Annotated in this window: 20 protein-coding genes; 2 read left to right on the top strand and 18 right to left on the bottom strand. The window is 50.2% G+C overall.

Features of this window, described 5'->3' with window-relative positions:
* Positions 1–123: 123 nt before the first annotated feature.
* From nadD to PHF27_RS08680, 12 genes are all read right to left on the bottom strand, one after another.
* Positions 124–774: a nicotinate-nucleotide adenylyltransferase gene (gene nadD, locus PHF27_RS08735; RefSeq protein WP_300068643.1), complete on the bottom strand. Its 651-nt coding sequence runs from the start codon at positions 772–774 to the stop codon at positions 124–126.
* Between the two features lie 78 nt (positions 775–852).
* Positions 853–2106: a glutamate-5-semialdehyde dehydrogenase gene (locus PHF27_RS08730; RefSeq protein WP_300068640.1), complete on the bottom strand. Its 1254-nt coding sequence runs from the start codon at positions 2104–2106 to the stop codon at positions 853–855.
* Positions 2107–2118: 12 nt separating this feature from the next.
* Complete coding sequence (proB, locus tag PHF27_RS08725) at positions 2119–3246, bottom strand: glutamate 5-kinase (RefSeq protein ID WP_300068637.1); 1128 nt, start codon at positions 3244–3246, stop codon at positions 2119–2121.
* A 47-nt stretch (positions 3247–3293) separates the two neighbouring features.
* Positions 3294–3587, bottom strand: a complete 294-nt coding sequence (yhbY, locus tag PHF27_RS08720; protein WP_300068634.1) for a ribosome assembly RNA-binding protein YhbY — start codon at positions 3585–3587, stop codon at positions 3294–3296.
* Between the two features lie 30 nt (positions 3588–3617).
* Positions 3618–4895, bottom strand: a complete 1278-nt coding sequence (obgE, locus tag PHF27_RS08715) for a GTPase ObgE (protein WP_300068631.1) — start codon at positions 4893–4895, stop codon at positions 3618–3620.
* 196 nt (positions 4896–5091) lie between these two features.
* Positions 5092–5385, bottom strand: coding sequence for a 50S ribosomal protein L27 (rpmA, locus tag PHF27_RS08710; RefSeq protein WP_018702388.1), 294 nt, complete (start codon positions 5383–5385; stop codon positions 5092–5094).
* A gap of 6 nt (positions 5386–5391) precedes the next feature.
* Positions 5392–5712: a ribosomal-processing cysteine protease Prp gene (locus tag PHF27_RS08705; protein ID WP_300068628.1), complete on the bottom strand. Its 321-nt coding sequence runs from the start codon at positions 5710–5712 to the stop codon at positions 5392–5394.
* 6 nt (positions 5713–5718) lie between these two features.
* Complete coding sequence (gene rplU, locus PHF27_RS08700; RefSeq protein WP_300068626.1) at positions 5719–6030, bottom strand: 50S ribosomal protein L21; 312 nt, start codon at positions 6028–6030, stop codon at positions 5719–5721.
* Positions 6031–6193: 163 nt separating this feature from the next.
* A complete protein-coding gene (moaC, locus tag PHF27_RS08695) occupies positions 6194–6679 on the bottom strand; it encodes a cyclic pyranopterin monophosphate synthase MoaC (RefSeq protein WP_300068624.1) in 486 nt (161 codons plus the stop codon).
* Between the two features lie 32 nt (positions 6680–6711).
* Positions 6712–7470 (bottom strand): NlpC/P60 family protein, encoded by a 759-nt coding sequence (locus PHF27_RS08690; RefSeq protein WP_300068620.1) that lies wholly within the window; start codon positions 7468–7470, stop codon positions 6712–6714.
* Positions 7467–8324, bottom strand: a complete 858-nt coding sequence (locus PHF27_RS08685) for a thiamine pyrophosphate-dependent enzyme (RefSeq protein WP_300068617.1) — start codon at positions 8322–8324, stop codon at positions 7467–7469. The genes PHF27_RS08690 and PHF27_RS08685 overlap by 4 nt, the downstream gene beginning before the upstream one ends.
* Positions 8324–10081, bottom strand: a complete 1758-nt coding sequence (locus PHF27_RS08680) for a 2-oxoacid:acceptor oxidoreductase subunit alpha (RefSeq protein ID WP_300068615.1) — start codon at positions 10079–10081, stop codon at positions 8324–8326. The genes PHF27_RS08685 and PHF27_RS08680 overlap by 1 nt, the downstream gene beginning before the upstream one ends.
* Positions 10082–10277: 196 nt before the next feature.
* On the opposite strand from PHF27_RS08680, the gene PHF27_RS08675 reads away from it, so the two are divergent.
* Positions 10278–10946 (top strand): metal-dependent hydrolase, encoded by a 669-nt coding sequence (locus PHF27_RS08675; protein WP_300068612.1) that lies wholly within the window; start codon positions 10278–10280, stop codon positions 10944–10946.
* 145 nt (positions 10947–11091) lie between these two features.
* Here the strand turns inward: PHF27_RS08675 and PHF27_RS08670 are convergent, their stop codons facing one another.
* The gene (locus PHF27_RS08670) at positions 11092–11763 is read right to left on the bottom strand and encodes a L,D-transpeptidase (protein ID WP_300068609.1); all 672 of its coding nucleotides are present in this window, start codon (positions 11761–11763) and stop codon (positions 11092–11094) included.
* Between the two features lie 57 nt (positions 11764–11820).
* The gene (locus PHF27_RS08665) at positions 11821–12453 is read right to left on the bottom strand and encodes a L,D-transpeptidase (protein WP_300068606.1); all 633 of its coding nucleotides are present in this window, start codon (positions 12451–12453) and stop codon (positions 11821–11823) included.
* Between the two features lie 267 nt (positions 12454–12720).
* Between PHF27_RS08665 and PHF27_RS08660 the strand changes: the two genes are divergently transcribed.
* Positions 12721–13212 carry a ferritin family protein gene (locus PHF27_RS08660; protein ID WP_300068603.1) on the top strand — a complete coding sequence of 164 codons (492 nt, stop codon included), beginning with the start codon at positions 12721–12723 and terminating at the stop codon, positions 13210–13212.
* 121 nt (positions 13213–13333) lie between these two features.
* Here PHF27_RS08660 and PHF27_RS08655 read toward each other — a convergent pair whose 3' ends face one another.
* From PHF27_RS08655 to PHF27_RS08640, 4 genes are read right to left on the bottom strand one after another with little or no spacing between them, the layout of a single operon-like run.
* Positions 13334–13789, bottom strand: coding sequence for an N-acetyltransferase (locus PHF27_RS08655; RefSeq protein WP_300068601.1), 456 nt, complete (start codon positions 13787–13789; stop codon positions 13334–13336).
* Positions 13790–13817: 28 nt separating this feature from the next.
* Entirely contained in the window at positions 13818–14450 is a 633-nt protein-coding gene (gene nth, locus PHF27_RS08650; protein ID WP_300068599.1) for an endonuclease III, read from the bottom strand.
* 8 nt (positions 14451–14458) lie between these two features.
* Entirely contained in the window at positions 14459–15817 is a 1359-nt protein-coding gene (locus PHF27_RS08645) for a PFL family protein (RefSeq protein ID WP_300068596.1), read from the bottom strand.
* A gap of 42 nt (positions 15818–15859) precedes the next feature.
* On the bottom strand, positions 15860–16129 hold the full coding sequence (locus tag PHF27_RS08640) for an ACT domain-containing protein (RefSeq protein ID WP_300068594.1): 270 nt from the start codon (positions 16127–16129) through the stop codon (positions 15860–15862).
* Positions 16130–16430 lie beyond the last annotated feature (301 nt).

Below are 16430 nucleotides of genomic sequence, written 5' to 3'. Positions count from 1 at the left end.
AAACGAGCTTGCTCCACATTCCCCTCATGCCGCTGCGCCAATTCAATTGCTTTGTTTATAACCCCTTGAGTATGAGCAAAGCGTTTAGAGCTTAATTCCTTTTTAACTTCCCGGAAAATGATTTCAACATCCATTCGATCCTGTCTCCTCATCCGCCAGGCCCAGATACAAACCTTCTTTAAGAATATACTGTTCTACCATTTCCGGAACAATATACTGAATGGATCGCCCTTGCTGCACCCGCAAACGAATATCAGTCGAAGAAATCGCTAGTTCCGGCGTTGTCAGCCGATGAATGCGACCTTGTCCCACACTGCCAAAATACCGTTGCGTAGCCTCCATTGCATCTTCACAACCCGGCCGACTGGCGCCCACAAAATGGCATAACTCAAAAAGCTCTTCAATTCGTTCCCATGTCGGTAATTCCCGAATCGTATCAGCACCGGTAATAAAATACAATTCCACCGGCTCGCCAATTTCTTTTCTCAACTGCCGCAAGGTATCGACCGTATAGGAAGGTCCTGGGCGATGAATTTCAATAGGAGATACAAAAAAGAAAGGGTTAGATGCCGTCGCCAGCACCGTCATCACGTACCGATGCAACGCCGAAGTAACGTTCTGCGCTTGTTTATGAGGCGGGTGATTAGCCGGAACAAACAATACTTTTTCCAGACCAAACTCCGTCCGTACCGCTTCCGCAATGACTAAATGGCCAATATGAATCGGATCAAAAGTCCCGCCCATAACGCCAAATTTCCGTACTTTTGTTGTCATCGAACTCTCCCTAATGTAAGGAACCACCAAAAATGCTGCAATTCCTTCGAAATTATATTGCACGATCTGCAAAAGAACCTACCGGATCTGTCCGTCTCCAGAAACAATATACTTGGTGCTCGTCAGCTCCGCCAAGCCCATCGGTCCCCGAGCGTGCAGCTTCTGTGTGCTAATACCGATTTCAGCGCCAAAGCCAAATTCAAAGCCATCACTAAAACGCGTAGATGCATTGACATAAACAGCCGCCGCATCCACCTCGCGCTGAAAGCGGCGCGCCCGCTCATAGCTGCGCGTCACAATAGCTTCGGAGTGTTTCGTGCTGTACCGAGCAATGTGCTCCAGCGCCGTATCCAAATCTTCAACCACACGTATCGACAAAATCAAGTCATGGTATTCCGTCGCCCAATCCGCTTCGGTCACCGGCAAAACCGCCTGGTGATATTTTTGAGTTTCCGGGCAGCCTCGCAGCTCCACTCCGGCAGCATGATACCGTTCCAGCATCTTAGGCAGAAACGCTTTAGCCACACAGCGATGCACCAACAAGGTCTCCATGGCATTGCAAACCGAAGGCCGGGAAACCTTGGCATTAAAAGCAATTTCTTCCGCCATGGCTAAGTCAGCGCCGTCGTCCACATAGGTATGGCATACGCCGATACCGGTTTCAATGACCGGCACTGTACTGTTCTCAACGACGGTGCGGATCAAGCCAGCCCCACCGCGCGGAATAATGACGTCCAGATACCGATTAAGACGCAGCATGGCCTGCACCGCTTCCCGGTCTGTGGTTGTTACCATTTGAATGGCGCCAGCAGGCAGCCCGGCCGCCTCGCCAGCTTCTACCAATACCCGGAGCATCGCCAAATTAGAGGAAATTGCCTCTGATCCTCCACGCAGCAAAACGGCATTGCCCGATTTCAAGCACAGCCCCGCCGCATCCACGGTCACATTCGGACGCGCTTCATAAATCATGCCGATAACCCCTAGAGGCACGCGCACTTTACCAATTTCTAAGCCATTCGGGCGACGCCACATGCCCAAGACCTCGCCAATAGGATCCGGCAAAGAAGCCACTTGGCGCAACCCCTCCGCCATATCGTCTATCCGTGAGGCATTGAGGCGCAGCCGGTCTAATAAGGACGCGCTGATACCGCGCTGTTCCGCCCGAGCTACATCTTCTGCATTAGCTTGCAGAATTACCATCTGCTTCGCCTGCAGCGCATCCGCCATCGCCAAAAGCGCCGCATTTTTCTCGCCGCTTGCCATCACCGCCAACCGGCGCGCCGCTTGTTTCCCTAGTCTACCTTGCTTTTCCAGTTCCAATTTGAAATCCATGCTGCTTCCCCCTCACACCATGAGAACCAAATGGTCCCGATGAACCACTTCGTCCGTTGTTTTATATCCCAACACCGAAGAAATTTCATCCGTATGCTTGCCGCGAATGCGTTCAATTTCAACAGAGCTGTAATTGCTCAGTCCCCGCGCCAGCTCCCTGCCGTTAGGATCTAAAATTCGAATGGTTTTACCTTGTTCAAATTCCCCCTGAACCTTGACAATTCCTGCCGCCAGCAAGCTGGACCCCGTCTTGGCAATGGCCTTTGCACAGCCGCTGTCAACCTGGACATCCCCTGCGATGCGGGCTCCAAAAGCCAGCCAGGATTTGCGAACCTGCAAACGATTATGTTTAGAAGGAAACAACGTCCCTACTGCTTGGCCGGTTAAAATCTCCCTCACAACACCATCTTGCGTCCCGGAGGCAATCACCAGGGCAATACCGGCATTGACCGCAATCTTTGCGGCTTGAATCTTCGTATACATGCCGCCAGTACCGCGCATCGTCCCCGGGCCGCCGGCAAGTTCGTCAATCTCGGGAGTAATCTCAGCAATTTCAGAAAGCAGTTTCGCTTCCGGGTTTGTTTGCGGATTAGCGGTATATACGCCGTCTACATCAGATAAGATAATAATCAAATCCGCATCAACAATGGTTCCCACCATCGCCGACAGGGTGTCGTTATCGCCTATTTTCAGTTCATCTACCGCTACCGCGTCATTTTCGTTGATAATGGGAATGACTCCCATAGCCAAGAGCTGCAATAAAGTGTTGCGAGAATTTACATAGCGGCTGCGTTTTACAGAATCTTCCCTGGTCAAAAGCACCTGACCGACAGTCTGTCCGTACTCTGCAAATATTTTTTCGTACACATGCAGTAAAACGCCTTGTCCTACAGCAGCTGCCGCTTGCTTTTCCGGAATGGTCTTCGGTTTTTCCGTCAAGCCCAAGCGCTCCATGCCTGCACCGACCGCGCCGGAGCTGACCAAGACGATTTCCTTGCCTTGATTCACCAGGTCGGACAGTTCGCGGACCAACCGTTCGATGCGAAAAAAATTCAATTTTCCAGTTTCGTGCGTTAAGGTGCTTGTCCCAACCTTAACTACAATCCGCTGCGCCTCTCCGATGTTCTCTCGATTCAACATAGCCAATCCCCCGCTTTGCGATGAAATAAAATGCGTTTGGGATCCTTTTATGGCAGTTCAATTTTTGGTTTTTCCGGATTTGGCGCATACAAAAGGCCATTGCGGCCGATAACTTGCACCAAGTCAGCTCCACTGAGGCGCGCCAGTTCTTCCAGAGCCTCTTTGGGTTCCACCGGGCTATTTTTCAATACTCGAACCTTAATTAGTTCCCGTTTCGAAATGGCTTCCTTCGCAGTGATAACCACGGTCTCCACAATACCGCCTTTGCCGACCTGCACCACCGGATCCAAGGCGCTTCCTAACGCACGCAAATGACGTTTTTGCTTGCCATTTAGCTCCATATTTAATCCTCCTAGCATCCTTATTACAACTTACCCATGTTGCCTGTATTCAAATTCCATGTCGCGAATACGCACGGTATCGCCTTCTTGAATTCCTTTTTCCTGCAATGCCTCTTCAATTTCCAGATTGCGCCAAATGCGCTGGAATCGCCGCAGGCCGTCTTCGTTGTCAAAATTGGTCATAGCAACCAAACGTTCTATATCCTTGCCGCTGACAACAAAAGCTCCATCATCCGCCCGGCTGATGGTAAAGAGGATTTCCTCCTTAGCCTCGTATACCTTGACTTCGTCAACTACTTCCGGCTCTTCCCGATAGGCTTGCAATAATTGCCAAGCCCGCTGCATCACTTGCTGCAACCCTTCGCCCGTTGCCGCGGATACCGGATAAATCTCGTAGCCTTCCTTCGCAAAATGCGCCTGCAAACGCAGATAATTTTCCTGCGCTTCCGGCAAATCCAGCTTGTTGGCTACAATAATCTGTTGTCGTTTCGCTAATTTATCACTATACAAGGCCAATTCCTTGTTGATAGCGTAAAAATCTTCCAAAGGATCTCGGCCTTCAAGGCCAGAAGCATCCAGTACATGAATCATGATTTTGGTACGCTCCACATGACGCAGAAAATCATGGCCTAAGCCAGCACCGGAGTGCGCTCCTTCAATCAAGCCTGGAATGTCCGCCAGCACAAAACTGCAGCCGTCATCCAGGCGCACAACACCTAAAACCGGCGTCAGCGTTGTAAAATGATAAGAGGCAATTTCCGGTTTCGCTGCGGAAACCTTGGAAATAATACTGGACTTGCCCACGCTGGGATACCCGACAAGGCCCACATCAGCCAAAAGTTTCAGCTCTAAAAACAATTGCCGTTCTGCCCCAGGTTCGCCTTTTTCTGCGAACTGCGGCGCCCTCTGCATACTATTGACAAAACGGGCGTTGCCGCGTCCCCCGCGTCCGCCTTTCGCTACTACAGCTTGCTGACCGACTTCTGTCAAATCCGCCAGTATTTCGCCGCTTTCCGCATCCTTAACTAACGTTCCCGGCGGTACGGGTACAAATAAATGTTCCCCTGCCTTGCCATGCATGTTTTTGCTTTGACCATGCACGCCGGTAGGCGCGACAAATTTCCGTTTATATCGAAAATCAATTAACGTATTATAGTTGTTATCAACAATTAAAACAACATCGCCGCCGCGCCCTCCGTCACCACCGCTCGGACCGCCTTTGGGCACAAATTTTTCACGTCGGAAACTGGACATGCCGTTGCCGCCGTCACCTGCTTTTACTTGTATTTTCGCACGATCAATAAACATAAAAAGGTATTTCCTTTCCTCTGAGCTCCATAGAGATTCATTTAATTATACCTGTTTTGCTGCGTCTTGCCTAGGGAGCCACCGATGCAGCCAACGCTCCCGTAAATGCAAATGAATCAGTAGTTCCCTAAGCAAGGCGCTACTCAAGAAAAAAAGACCTGCGGTTAGGTTCCGCAGGTCTTTGGTGTGTATTCGCTTAGATTGCAGCTTCTTCCGCGGGGTAGACGCTGATCTGACGCTTATAGCGGCCTTTGCGTTCAAAAGAAACGCGGCCAGGCGTCAGGGCGAACAGCGTATCATCCTTACCAATGCCTACATTGGCTCCAGGATGAAAATGCGTTCCACGCTGACGAACAAGAATGCTGCCTGCGGTTACCACTTCACCGGCTTGACGTTTAACGCCAAGGCGTTTAGCTTCGCTATCACGGCCGTTACGAGTGCTGCCGACGCCTTTTTTATGGGCGAATAGCTGAAGATCAAATTGGAACATGCCATTTCACCTCCTGTTTTCCCGGATCTTAAGATACCGGGGATACAATCGTTCGATTTCCCTCAGTCCCAGAAGCATGGTCTCTAAAATCGCACTGCTCTGCGTTGTTGGCGCCTCTTTCAGCGTAGCTTCCAAAAGCCCCTCTTCGACAGACAGTTGCAGTTCCATGCGCAAATGCCGCTCTAAGCCGAGCACTGCCGCTTGCGCTAAGGCAGATACGCCAGCGCAGACAATGTCTTGTCCGTGCGGAGCCGCTTTGGCATGACCTTTTAGAGAAAAAGCCCACAAAAAGCCTGAGGAATTTCGCTGTAAACAAATATCAATCATTCCGACTTAGGCCTCAATCTTTTCAATCACGACCTGAGTGAACGGTTGACGATGGCCCTGGCGGCGACGGTAGTTGGATTTAGCTTTGTACTTGAAGACCAAAATCTTCTTGCCTTTACCATGCTCCACTACTTTAGCAACCACTTTCGCACCGGCTACAACCGGAGCGCCCACCAAAACTTCGCCGTCCTTCACAACAGTCAGAACGCGTTCGAACGCAACTTCCTGTCCTTCTTCTACGGCCAGCTTCTCAACGACAATTTTGTCGCCTTCCTGCACACGGTATTGTTTACCGCCAGTTTCAATGATAGCGTACATAAAAATGCACCTCCTCTGCTTTGAGCTCGCCGAATACGGTATCGCCATCGCGAATTTTCCACCTCTCCGAGCGGCGGCACAGGAAATCCTATGCATTTTTAAATATTAGCATAGGCCTTATTTCTTGTCAATGAAATTCCTCGTTATCTCCGCTTGCCTTCTTTCATTTGCCTCTTTGCGGCCGCTGATAGGTTCCGCTGCGACCGCCGCGTTTTTCCACCAAGCAGATTTGCGAGATTTCCATCTCTTTGTCTACGGCCTTGCACATGTCATAAATGGTTAGCGCCGCAACAGAGACAGCCGTCAGCGCTTCCATTTCCACGCCGGTCTTGCCTTGATTTTGCACGGTTGCAGCAATTTCTACCGCCCCTGCCTCGTCATCCAAATAAAAAAGCAAATCCACACCCGTTAGCTGCAAGGGATGACACATAGGGATCAGTTCCCAAGTCTTCTTAGCAGCCATAATGCCAGCAACCTGGGCCACAGCTAGCACGTCCCCTTTGCCTAAACGTCCTTCCCGTATTTTTCGAAGCGTCTCCGCCGCCATATTCACCTTGCCTGTGGCCACCGCCAAGCGTTCTGTATCCGCCTTGTCGCCGACATGCACCATTTTGGCTTTGCCAGTTTCATTAAAATGCGTTAATTCCATTGCCTACGCCCTCCTTTCTCTACAACCCGCCTTCATCCCATGCGCCGCGCCCCCAAGTACCGCTTTTTCCAATAGGGCTCGTTCAACGAGCTAATCATGACGCCCCTGCTTGAGGAAGCATGAACAAAACGCTCCTGCCCCAAATAAATTCCTTCATGGGAAGCGCCTTTTTCGTAGGTTGTAAAAAAGACCACATCTCCCGGCTGCAATCTCTTTTTGTCAATAATCCGGCCAACCGTATACTGTATGTCTGCCGTGCGAGGCAGTTTGACGCCGTGTTTTTGAAACACATACATCACAAAGCCGGAGCAATCAAACCCCTGCGGCGTAGCCCCTCCAAAACGGTAAGGCACGCCCAAGTATTGCTGGGCGGTTTCCTGCACCGAGCTTCCAGGACGCCTTTCTTTGAACTGCGGCAGCGGCGGCAAAGAAGCAGCCCCCTTTTTCGTGACAATTGCAGCTTTGCGTTCCGAAGCCGCAGCCGGCTGGCTCGCTGTCGCTGCAGGCAACCGTGCTTGGCCCATCAGCTTTTGATAAGTCACTTCATCCAATACACCATTCGCTGGCAAGCCCTGCTGCTGTTGGAACGCCCGCACAGCCGACGCCGTCAAGGGATGAAACACGCCGTCTTGTTTGCCCACGGCATAACCGAGCGAGCGCAGGCGCTGCTGCACCGCCAAAATTTCCTGACCGGAGTCTCCTTCCCGATATACCGCCGCCAAAGCAGTTCCCCAGGGCAGGCTTAACCAGGCCCCAATAAGCAAGGCCCCAAGCAGCACCGTTCTCTTCATACAAACTCCTGCATCAATGGTGTAATATCCACTTGCTGCAAATTGGCTTCCACCAGCGGTCCCGCCTGCAGCTGCGGTAAAACGCCGTCAAAGGTCGGTCTGCTTTCTTTATAAAATAAGCCTATAGGAATAATATCTCCCCACAATGCCGCCAACGCCAGCGCCTTTTCTTGATTTTCAGGATCATATTCGTCCATTTCTTTTAAATCGCGCACTCTCTGCTTATACCAAGCATACGTATTGACTGCATTAAAGGATACGCAAGGCTGTAAAATCTCCACAACCGCAAAGCCCCGATGCGCCACGGCGGCCGCCATCATTTCCGTCATATGCGGCACATTAGCTGTAAAGGTTCTAGCCACAAAGGTTGCGCCCATGCTCAAGGCTGTGTGAGCAATATTAACCGGTTTTTCTACATTCCCCAGAGGAGGCGGCGTAAACTTGGTCACCGTGCCCAAATCCGTCGTCGGCGAAGCCTGCCCCTTGGTCAAGCCATAAATCTGGTTGTTATGGACAAAATAGCTTATGTCCAAATTACGGCGGGCCGTATGCACAAAATGCCCCATGCCTAAACCCATGCCGTCTCCATCGCCGCCTTCGGCGATGACTGTCAAATGATGATTAGCCAGCTTAACCCCGGTGGCGACAGGTAAAGAACGTCCGTGCAAAGATTCTACCCTATAGCCGTTCATATACTGCGCAATTTTACTGGAGCAGCCGATGCCAGTCACTAAGACCGTATCGTTGGCAGACAATGTCGCCAACACGTTTTTCAAGGCGTGGAAAATCCCGAAGTTCCCGCAGCCCATGCACCAGGTAGAAGTATGAGTTCCTTGCATTTCGCGAGCACTCATTACCCAAGCACCTCCTTTATACGAGCCAAGATCTGACTCGGCGTAAAAGCGCGCGAATCATACTTCAAATAGCTTTCATCAACGGCATACCCTAAATGTCCGCGCAACAAAAAGCCTAACTGAGCTGTTTTATTCCCTTCAATAAGCAGTGATTTTTTCACGCGCGGCAAGGTCTTCAACAACGCCTGCACCGGAAACGGCGCCACATACAGAACCTGCAGCACATTTACGGTTAAGCCTTCTTGTTTTGCCAGTTCCATAGCCTCTAAAGCCGCGCCTTTAGTAGAGCCCCATACAAACAAAGTCAGTTCCGCCTCGTCTGGACCGTATTGCTTCAAGCCGTCTGCAGCCGCTTCCATAGCCGGCAATTTTTCATACCAGCGATCCAAGCCAGCAACAGCCGTTTCCGGTTCTCTTGCTGCGTATTCCTTGTCGCCGGAGCTGTAAAATCCGTCATCACTATGGGTATAGCTAGTTGCGATATAGGCCCCTCCCTTTTGTCCCGGCACCGCCCGGGGAGGCGCTTCGCTTCCCGCCGCCTCGCTATACCGCAGATACGGTTGCTGCGCCGCCAGCCATTCTTCGCTAGCCCGCCCCGCTTCTACTTGCGGTTCAAGAGGCGTCGTAAAAAACGGTCTGCTCACCGAGGAATCCGCTAAATACTTATCCGTTAAAATCAGCCCCGGCACCTGAAAACGCTCGGTTAAATCAAAAAGGCGGGCAGTTTCATAAAAACATTCATCTACATCGCCGGGAGCTAAGACAAATCGAGGAAACTCGCCCTGGGAGGCAAAGGTAGTAAACAGCAAATCCGCCTGAGCCGTTCTTGTCGGCATGCCGGTGCTAGGTCCGCCTCTTTGCGCGTTCACCAGCACGATGGGCAGCTCCGCCTGCGCGGCAAACCCCAAAGCCTCTACCATCAGCGCAAAGCCGCCGCCGCTTGTAGAAGCCAAGGAACGCACACCTGCATAGGAAGCGCCGATCAGCATGTTTACCGCTGCAATTTCATCTTCCGCTTGCTTAAACACAACTCCGTAGCGAGCTCCCTGATCAGCCATATATACCAACACGCTCGAGCCTGGCGTCATGGGATAACCGGCGCAAAAACGGCAGCCTCCTTGAATGGCGCCCATAGCCAGTGCATCATTGCCGTTAAGCAGCATCTTTGGTTCCTGTGACGCAGCCATGGGCAGCCCAAACAAACCGGACGCAGGACAGCACTTGGCGGCAGCTTCCTTAAACGCCGCCTCAAAAATAGCCTTGTTTTGCTCTCGGACACTTTCTTTTTTAAATTCGTCGTTCATAACCTGCAAAATAGCAGCTCGCGGAAAACCGCTCAGCGCGCAAAACGCCCCCAAAAGTGCGCTGTTTCCCATTACCTTTGCCGCATCTCCCGGCAATTTCTGCAAAAGAGGCAAGCCAATCCAAATCCCTGGAGCATCCCCTTGCACTTCCGGCGTCTTCACCGCTTCGCAGTCATATAAAACAATCCCGTCCGTGCGCACTTTAGAGTAATTTTGATCAAAAGCCTGTTGGGATAATGCACCCAAAAACTGAAAGCTTTCCTCATGCGCGGCCAAAGGCTCTGCGCCCAAGCGAGCCATGCAGGTGTTCAAGCCGCCTTTTATTAAGGAAGGATACTCGTTAACCACCATGGACCATAAAGAGTTTCGAGAAGCCGCTCTTGCCACCATCATTCCGGCGCTCATGACGCCATACCCGGCTTCCCCTCCAAACATCACCGAATACGTGTTCATAAAATTCTTTCGCCCCCTTTATGCTCTTCCGTTTCCAGGTTGTCAGTTTTTTCTGTTGTTACGGTTCGTCATTCACTTCATGAATTCCTTTTAAATGGAAAGAACTCTTGTAGCGAAAGCCTAACTCCGTTGCATTGCTCCCGAGTATTTCTTAGAGTATACTAATTAGCAAAGAAACCAAAGGGAGGTTTTGCACGTGAGCCAGTTACGCTACTATGGTCATGCCTGTTTTAGCTGGGAAAATCAAGGAACCGTTCTTTTGTTCGATCCGTTTTTAAAAGACAACCCCTTTCAAATAGCCCAGCCGGAAGAAATGGACTGTCACTACATCCTTGTTTCACACGGTCACTTCGATCATCTAGGCGACGCTGTCGCTATCGCCAAACGCACCGGCGCTACAATCATCAGTACTGCTGAGATTGCTAATTTATGCGCAGGCCAGGAATGCAAAACCCATGCTATGCATCTTGGGGGCACTTTTGATTTTCCTTTCGGCTCCGTTCGGGTCACCCCTGCTTTTCATGGCGCTGGTGTTCCTGGCGGACACGCTTGCGGCTTTATTGTCCGTCAAGGAGAACAGCGGGTTTATTTTGCCGGTGATACGGCCCTTTTCGGCGACATGACCCTCTTAGGACGCCTGGAAAGTATCGACTGCGCGCTATTACCTATCGGCGGCAACTTCACGATGGGCCCCAAAGACGCCGCCGAAGCCGTTGCCATGCTCAAGCCGGCTATGGTCGTTCCCATGCACTACAGCACTTGGCCTGTCATCGAACAAGACCCAGGCCAGTTCAAGCAGGACGTAGAATCTCGTTTATCTACGCCGGTCCGCATCCTCAAGCCCGGCGAAACTCTTACTTTATAAGAAAAACTCTTAACGCAGTCTTTTGACGGGAACCACGGAAATTGAACAGGAGAATCGGAGAACCGGAGGGCACGAATGAGGCTACGGTGGCAATGAATATATAAGAAAAAAGGCTGCTTCGACATAGATCGAAACAGCCTTTTTCTTATAAGCCCATTCGCAAAGCTTGCTTGCGCACAGCCACCTTCCCGCTCCAAACCGTTTCCTGCGCTGCCGCAAATTCCGGTTTGCGCAGCAAGACATATTCGCCGGCATAGGGCTGGTACAACGCCAAAAAAGCCCTCCAGGTAGAACTGCGTTTTTCATAAATGTCCGGGAAAATGGTTAAATACAAGCCATCTGCCTTTTCCGTAAGGCTCATCGTTTCATACGTTACCAGCACCAGCGTCCCCAAGGAAATCTTCTCAAAAAGCTCTTCCACATCCCGATTGTACATGCGCACGCAACCGCCGGACACAGGATATTCAATACTCCAATCCTTATTGGTGCCATGAATACCATAGGAACGCGAAAATTCCATCCACCTTGTCCCCAGGGGATTAGCAGGTCCCGGAGGAACCGGCGTCTTGTCCACAAAGCCGCTGCCAGGATGCCAAGTAGGATACTTCTCCTTATAGAAAACGCTGAACTGCCCCACCGGCGTCTGCTCGTAAGGAGTCCCTACCGCAACACTGTATTCTTTCAACAAACGCGAACCATCAAACAAACGCAACTTATATTCCGGCACATTCAGCCGCAGCTCATAAGCAGCTTCCGCCGGTAAAGCAACACCTGCCAACATCAGCAGGAACAGGAGGAGACTCAGCCATTTTTTCATGGATCTCCCTCCTTACTTTATTGTGATGCCTTTGATTATGTACGCGTCGTCAAGTTGTTAACGAACCACTACTACTGCCGTACCATAACGAATATACGGGTAAATTTCTTCTAAATCACTGTCTACCATGGCGATGCAGCCTTCGGTCCAGTCTCGTCCTTCCCGCGTCGCCTCGTCACGCCCGCCATGAATGCCGATCCAACCGCCAAGCTGCGTATCCTGGGGCGGCAAAGCCAGCTGTTCATTTGCCGTGACAATACGTTGATATTCGCCATAGCTGATAAGCTGATCACCCAAGCCGCGTTCGGCATGGCCCACATCCGGATAACTAAGGCCCAACCAAGATCTGCCCAAATAGGGATGGCTGCCCAAGCGCTCTTTTTCCGTTACAAAAAAGCGTCCTTCCGGCGTCCGATTGTCGCCGCGTTCTTTTTTATCGCCATCCGGGTTCACGCCAAAGGCACAAGGATACGTTTTTAACTCCTTGCCTTCATGAAACACCGTTAAGCGATGCTTCGACTTTTCCACCAGAATTGCCGTAGCAGCCGACTCGGCAAATTCCTTGGCGTAATTACTGCGCACAGCATCTGCTGCCGCCTCTGCCGGAGAAAAAAATCCAGTTCCTCCCAGCACGCACAATAGAAACGTTACTAAAGCACTTCCCCAATAGGCCATTTTTTTCTTACTCATTATGTCTTTCAACACCCTCCAATCACAAAACAACTACAACAGAAAGGGTATGAATGATTATATATCATTTTTTCGCGCTTCTCAAGAAAATTCCTGCTGTTATCTCCTTGTAATTTATGCTTTTTCCTTTTTACCTTACATAAGTATAAGATATTTACTCACAACAAGCAGGAATTCTTTGTTATGCGTCTAATTTTATAAATTATTAAATGCGCTTCTTACTGTGCATTTATAAATTAACGCTGCATTAATAAAGGAGGTTTTTTCATGGCTCCCCTATTAACTGATTTGGACTCGATTCGCTTCGCCATAGAATTAGAAGCACGCGGTGCTCAGTTTTATTTAGAAGCCGCAAGACGTATGGAAAACGAAGATCAACGCAATTTGGTGCTCCTTCTTTCAGGTCAGACCAATAATCACTTAGAAGGTGTCAAAAAAATCTTGGCCACCGTACAGACGCAAAAAAACGGCAGCGCACCAGAAGCGCTGGATGCTGAAACCGCGGCGATCATTCAAAAAATAGGCACTTCCCTTTCCTTCCCGGCGGAAGCCCAAGCGGCGCAAAAAGTTGCGGCATGCACTTCCGTCAGTTCCATCTTGGAAATTGCCCTGCAAGGCGAAAAAGAGTCAGTACAGCTATACGAGCAAATTGCCAATAGCACTAAAAACGACGAGGTTCGTAAAATTTTCACGGCACTGCAGTCCGAAGAGCAGATTCACGTGCAAAAGCTTTTGGAAATGCTGCAAGGCTGGGCCTAATAACGCAATCCAGGAAACGAACAAAAAATTTTCGCGGCTGCCGTCATCAGTTGCGACTCCACTCTTTTAAATCAAGAAAAAAGCCAGGGTATCCGTCAAGGATATCCCGGCTTTTTTCACTTCAACCTTCCCGTTTCACCATAGCCACTTCATCGCAGTTAGGGAATTTGGGACAGTTTATACATTCTTTCCAAACTTTCTGCGGCAATTCTTCTTTGGTAACCTCGGAAAAGCCCAAGGTCCCAAAAAATTCCGGCTGATACGTCAAGGTAAAGAAGGTCTTTACCCCCAACGCCCGGCCTTCAATAAGCAGCTCTTCCACGATCTGTCTGCCGATGCCCCGCCGCTGGAAACCAGGCGCAATGGCTAAGGCCCTTACCTCAGCCAAGGCGTCCCAGGAAAGATGCAGGCTTCCTACACCAACCAGCCGATCATCCTCTTCGGCAATAATTACATCCCGCAAGGTTTCATAAATGGAGTTGCGCGAACGCGGCAGCATAACTCCTTGCTGTGCATAATCGTTGACAAGCTTATGGATGGCTTCTACATCTCCAAATGTCGCTTTACGCAAATGCATGTCAAAATCCCTCCTTTGGTTGTCAAACTCATGGCTTCATGCTGGGACACAAATCCTGCACAGGACAATCATCACACAAAGGCCTGCGCGCCTTGCAAATTTTCCGGCCATGCCAAATCAGCCAATGATGCGCCGCTGCCCAGTCCTTTTTAGGAATAGCCTTCTGCAGCGCCGCCTCCACCGCTTCCGGCGTATCGCCGGTTCCCAGGCGCAACCGATTCGCCACGCGAAACACGTGCGTATCCACCGCAATAGCCGGCACATTATAAAGAACGCTTAAAATAACATTAGCGGTTTTTCGGCCCACTCCCGGCAACGCAATGAGAGAGTCAAAGGTATCGGGAACTTGTCCTTGATGACGTTCCAACAGCAGCCGGCTCATAGCCAAAATATTTTTGGCCTTAGCACGGAACAAGCCGCAATCCTTGATCTCTTCCTCCAACGCTTCCAACCCTAAGAACAGAATAGCCTCCGGCGTGTTGGCTTTGAGAAATAATCTTCCTGTGGTGATATTCACACGTTCATCTGTGCACTGCGCCGAAAGAATTACAGCCACCAACAGTTCAAAAGGCGATGTATAATGAAGCGCTGTACCAATATGACCATAGGTCTGCTCCAGTACCTTCAGCATCTGCCCTTTGACGGCTTTCGTCACTCTCATGCCAAGCCTCAGTTGGTCAAGCTGCGCACAGGCGCGGGAATCCGCCCGCCCCTGGCAATAAATTCAGCAGAACTAAAACGGTTTACCGGCAGAATGGGACTATAGCCCAACAAGCCGCCAAACTCCACACTATCGCCGACATTTTTACCAGGAACTGGAATAATACGCACAGCCGTAGTTTTATTATTAATCATGCCAATTGCCGCTTCGTCTGCAATAATAGCTGCCAACGTAGTAGACGGCGTATCGCCGGGAACGGCAATCATGTCAAGGCCAACGGAACAAACACAGGTCATAGCTTCCAGTTTCTCTAGCGTCAAAGCGCCGCGTTCCACAGCAGCAATCATGCCCGCATCTTCGCTAACAGGAATAAAAGCGCCGCTCAAACCGCCAACATGGGAAGAAGCCATCAAGCCGCCTTTTTTAACCGCATCGTTCAGCAAAGCCAAAGCCGCTGTCGTGCCGGGGGCGCCGCAGCTCTCCAAGCCCATCTCTTCCAAAATATGCGCTACACTGTCGCCAATGGCCGGCGTCGGCGCCAAGGACAAATCTACAATACCAAACTGCACGCCCAAACGCCGCGAAGCCTCCTGAGCCACCAGTTGCCCTACGCGGGTGATTTTAAAAGCGGTTTTCTTAATGGTTTCCGCCACCATGCTGAAATCTTGGCCTTTAACATCCTCCAAAGCTCGTTTCACAACGCCCGGACCGCTAACGCCCACATTAATAACCGTCTCCGGCTCTCCTACGCCATGAAAAGCGCCAGCCATGAACGGATTGTCTTGGGGCACATTAGCGAACACAACCAATTTAGCGCAGCCAATGGCATCGCGATCCGCAGTCAAGGCGGCAGCTTTCACAATGACGTCGCCCATTTCCCGGACGGCATCCATATTAATGCCAGTCTTGGTAGAACCCACATTGACCGACGCGCACACACGATCTGTGCAAGCCAGCGCTTCAGGAATGGATGCAATCAAGCGGCGGTCGCCTTCAGTATAGCCTTTTTCAACCAAGGCGGAAAACCCGCCGATAAAGTTAACCCCAACTTCTTTGGCCGCTTTGTCCAAAATCTGAGCTACAGGTACAAGGCTGTCGGTACGACAGCTTTCCGCGGCAATCGCGATTGGCGTAATGGATATCCGCTTGTTAATAATGGGAATGCCATATTCGCTTTCAATTTCTTCGCCAGTACGCACTAAATGCTCGGCACGGCGCGTGATTTTTTCATATACATTTTGGCAGAAACGATCTAAATCGGGGTGGGCGCAATCGCGCAAACTAATCCCCATCGTAATCGTCCGCACATCAAGATTATTTTCACTGATCATGCGGTTCGTTTCTAAAATATCTTTAATGCTTAACATCAATAAACTCCTTCCAAAAGTGAGCAACGCTCTGTTGCTAATTTAAATGCGGTGCATGCTTTGAAAAATATCTTCATGCTGCACTTTAATTTCCAAGCCCAGTTCCTTGCCTTTCGCTGCAAAAATAGCCTGCAGTTCTTTGAGAGAAACTTTGCTTTCACCCGTTTCAGCAATCATTACCATATTAAAAAAGCCATCAACAATATTTTGATTGATGTCCAAAATATTTACCTGATTTTCCGCCAGCACATTACTGGCCATAGCAACAATACCCACGCGATCCTTACCAATAATCGTAATTACGACTTTCATCTTCTACTACACTCCTTCAATTTTAATACTTGCTATTCAACAGTTAACCGCCGGAAATCCGCCTGACTCCAGAAAGGTTTTCTTGTTGGGAAAACCTATAACTTTCATAGCATATTCTCTAGCATATTCTCTGTTATTGCATAATATCCTGCCAAAATTAAAATAAAAATGCGAGCCAGGCTTTTACTGGCTCGCATTTGTCTACTGCAGATACTATTATTGGTTTTGAGTTCCACCAGGAGCAGTCTGGCACGGCATATTCCCTCTGCCTGCTCCGTTCATCATACCGCGATGATGTTTG

This window comes from Anaeromusa sp., from assembly GCF_028691475.1.
In the GTDB taxonomy this organism is placed as follows: domain Bacteria; phylum Bacillota; class Negativicutes; order Anaeromusales; family Anaeromusaceae; genus Anaeromusa.
This window is presented reverse-complemented; position numbering and strand designations above follow the sequence as displayed.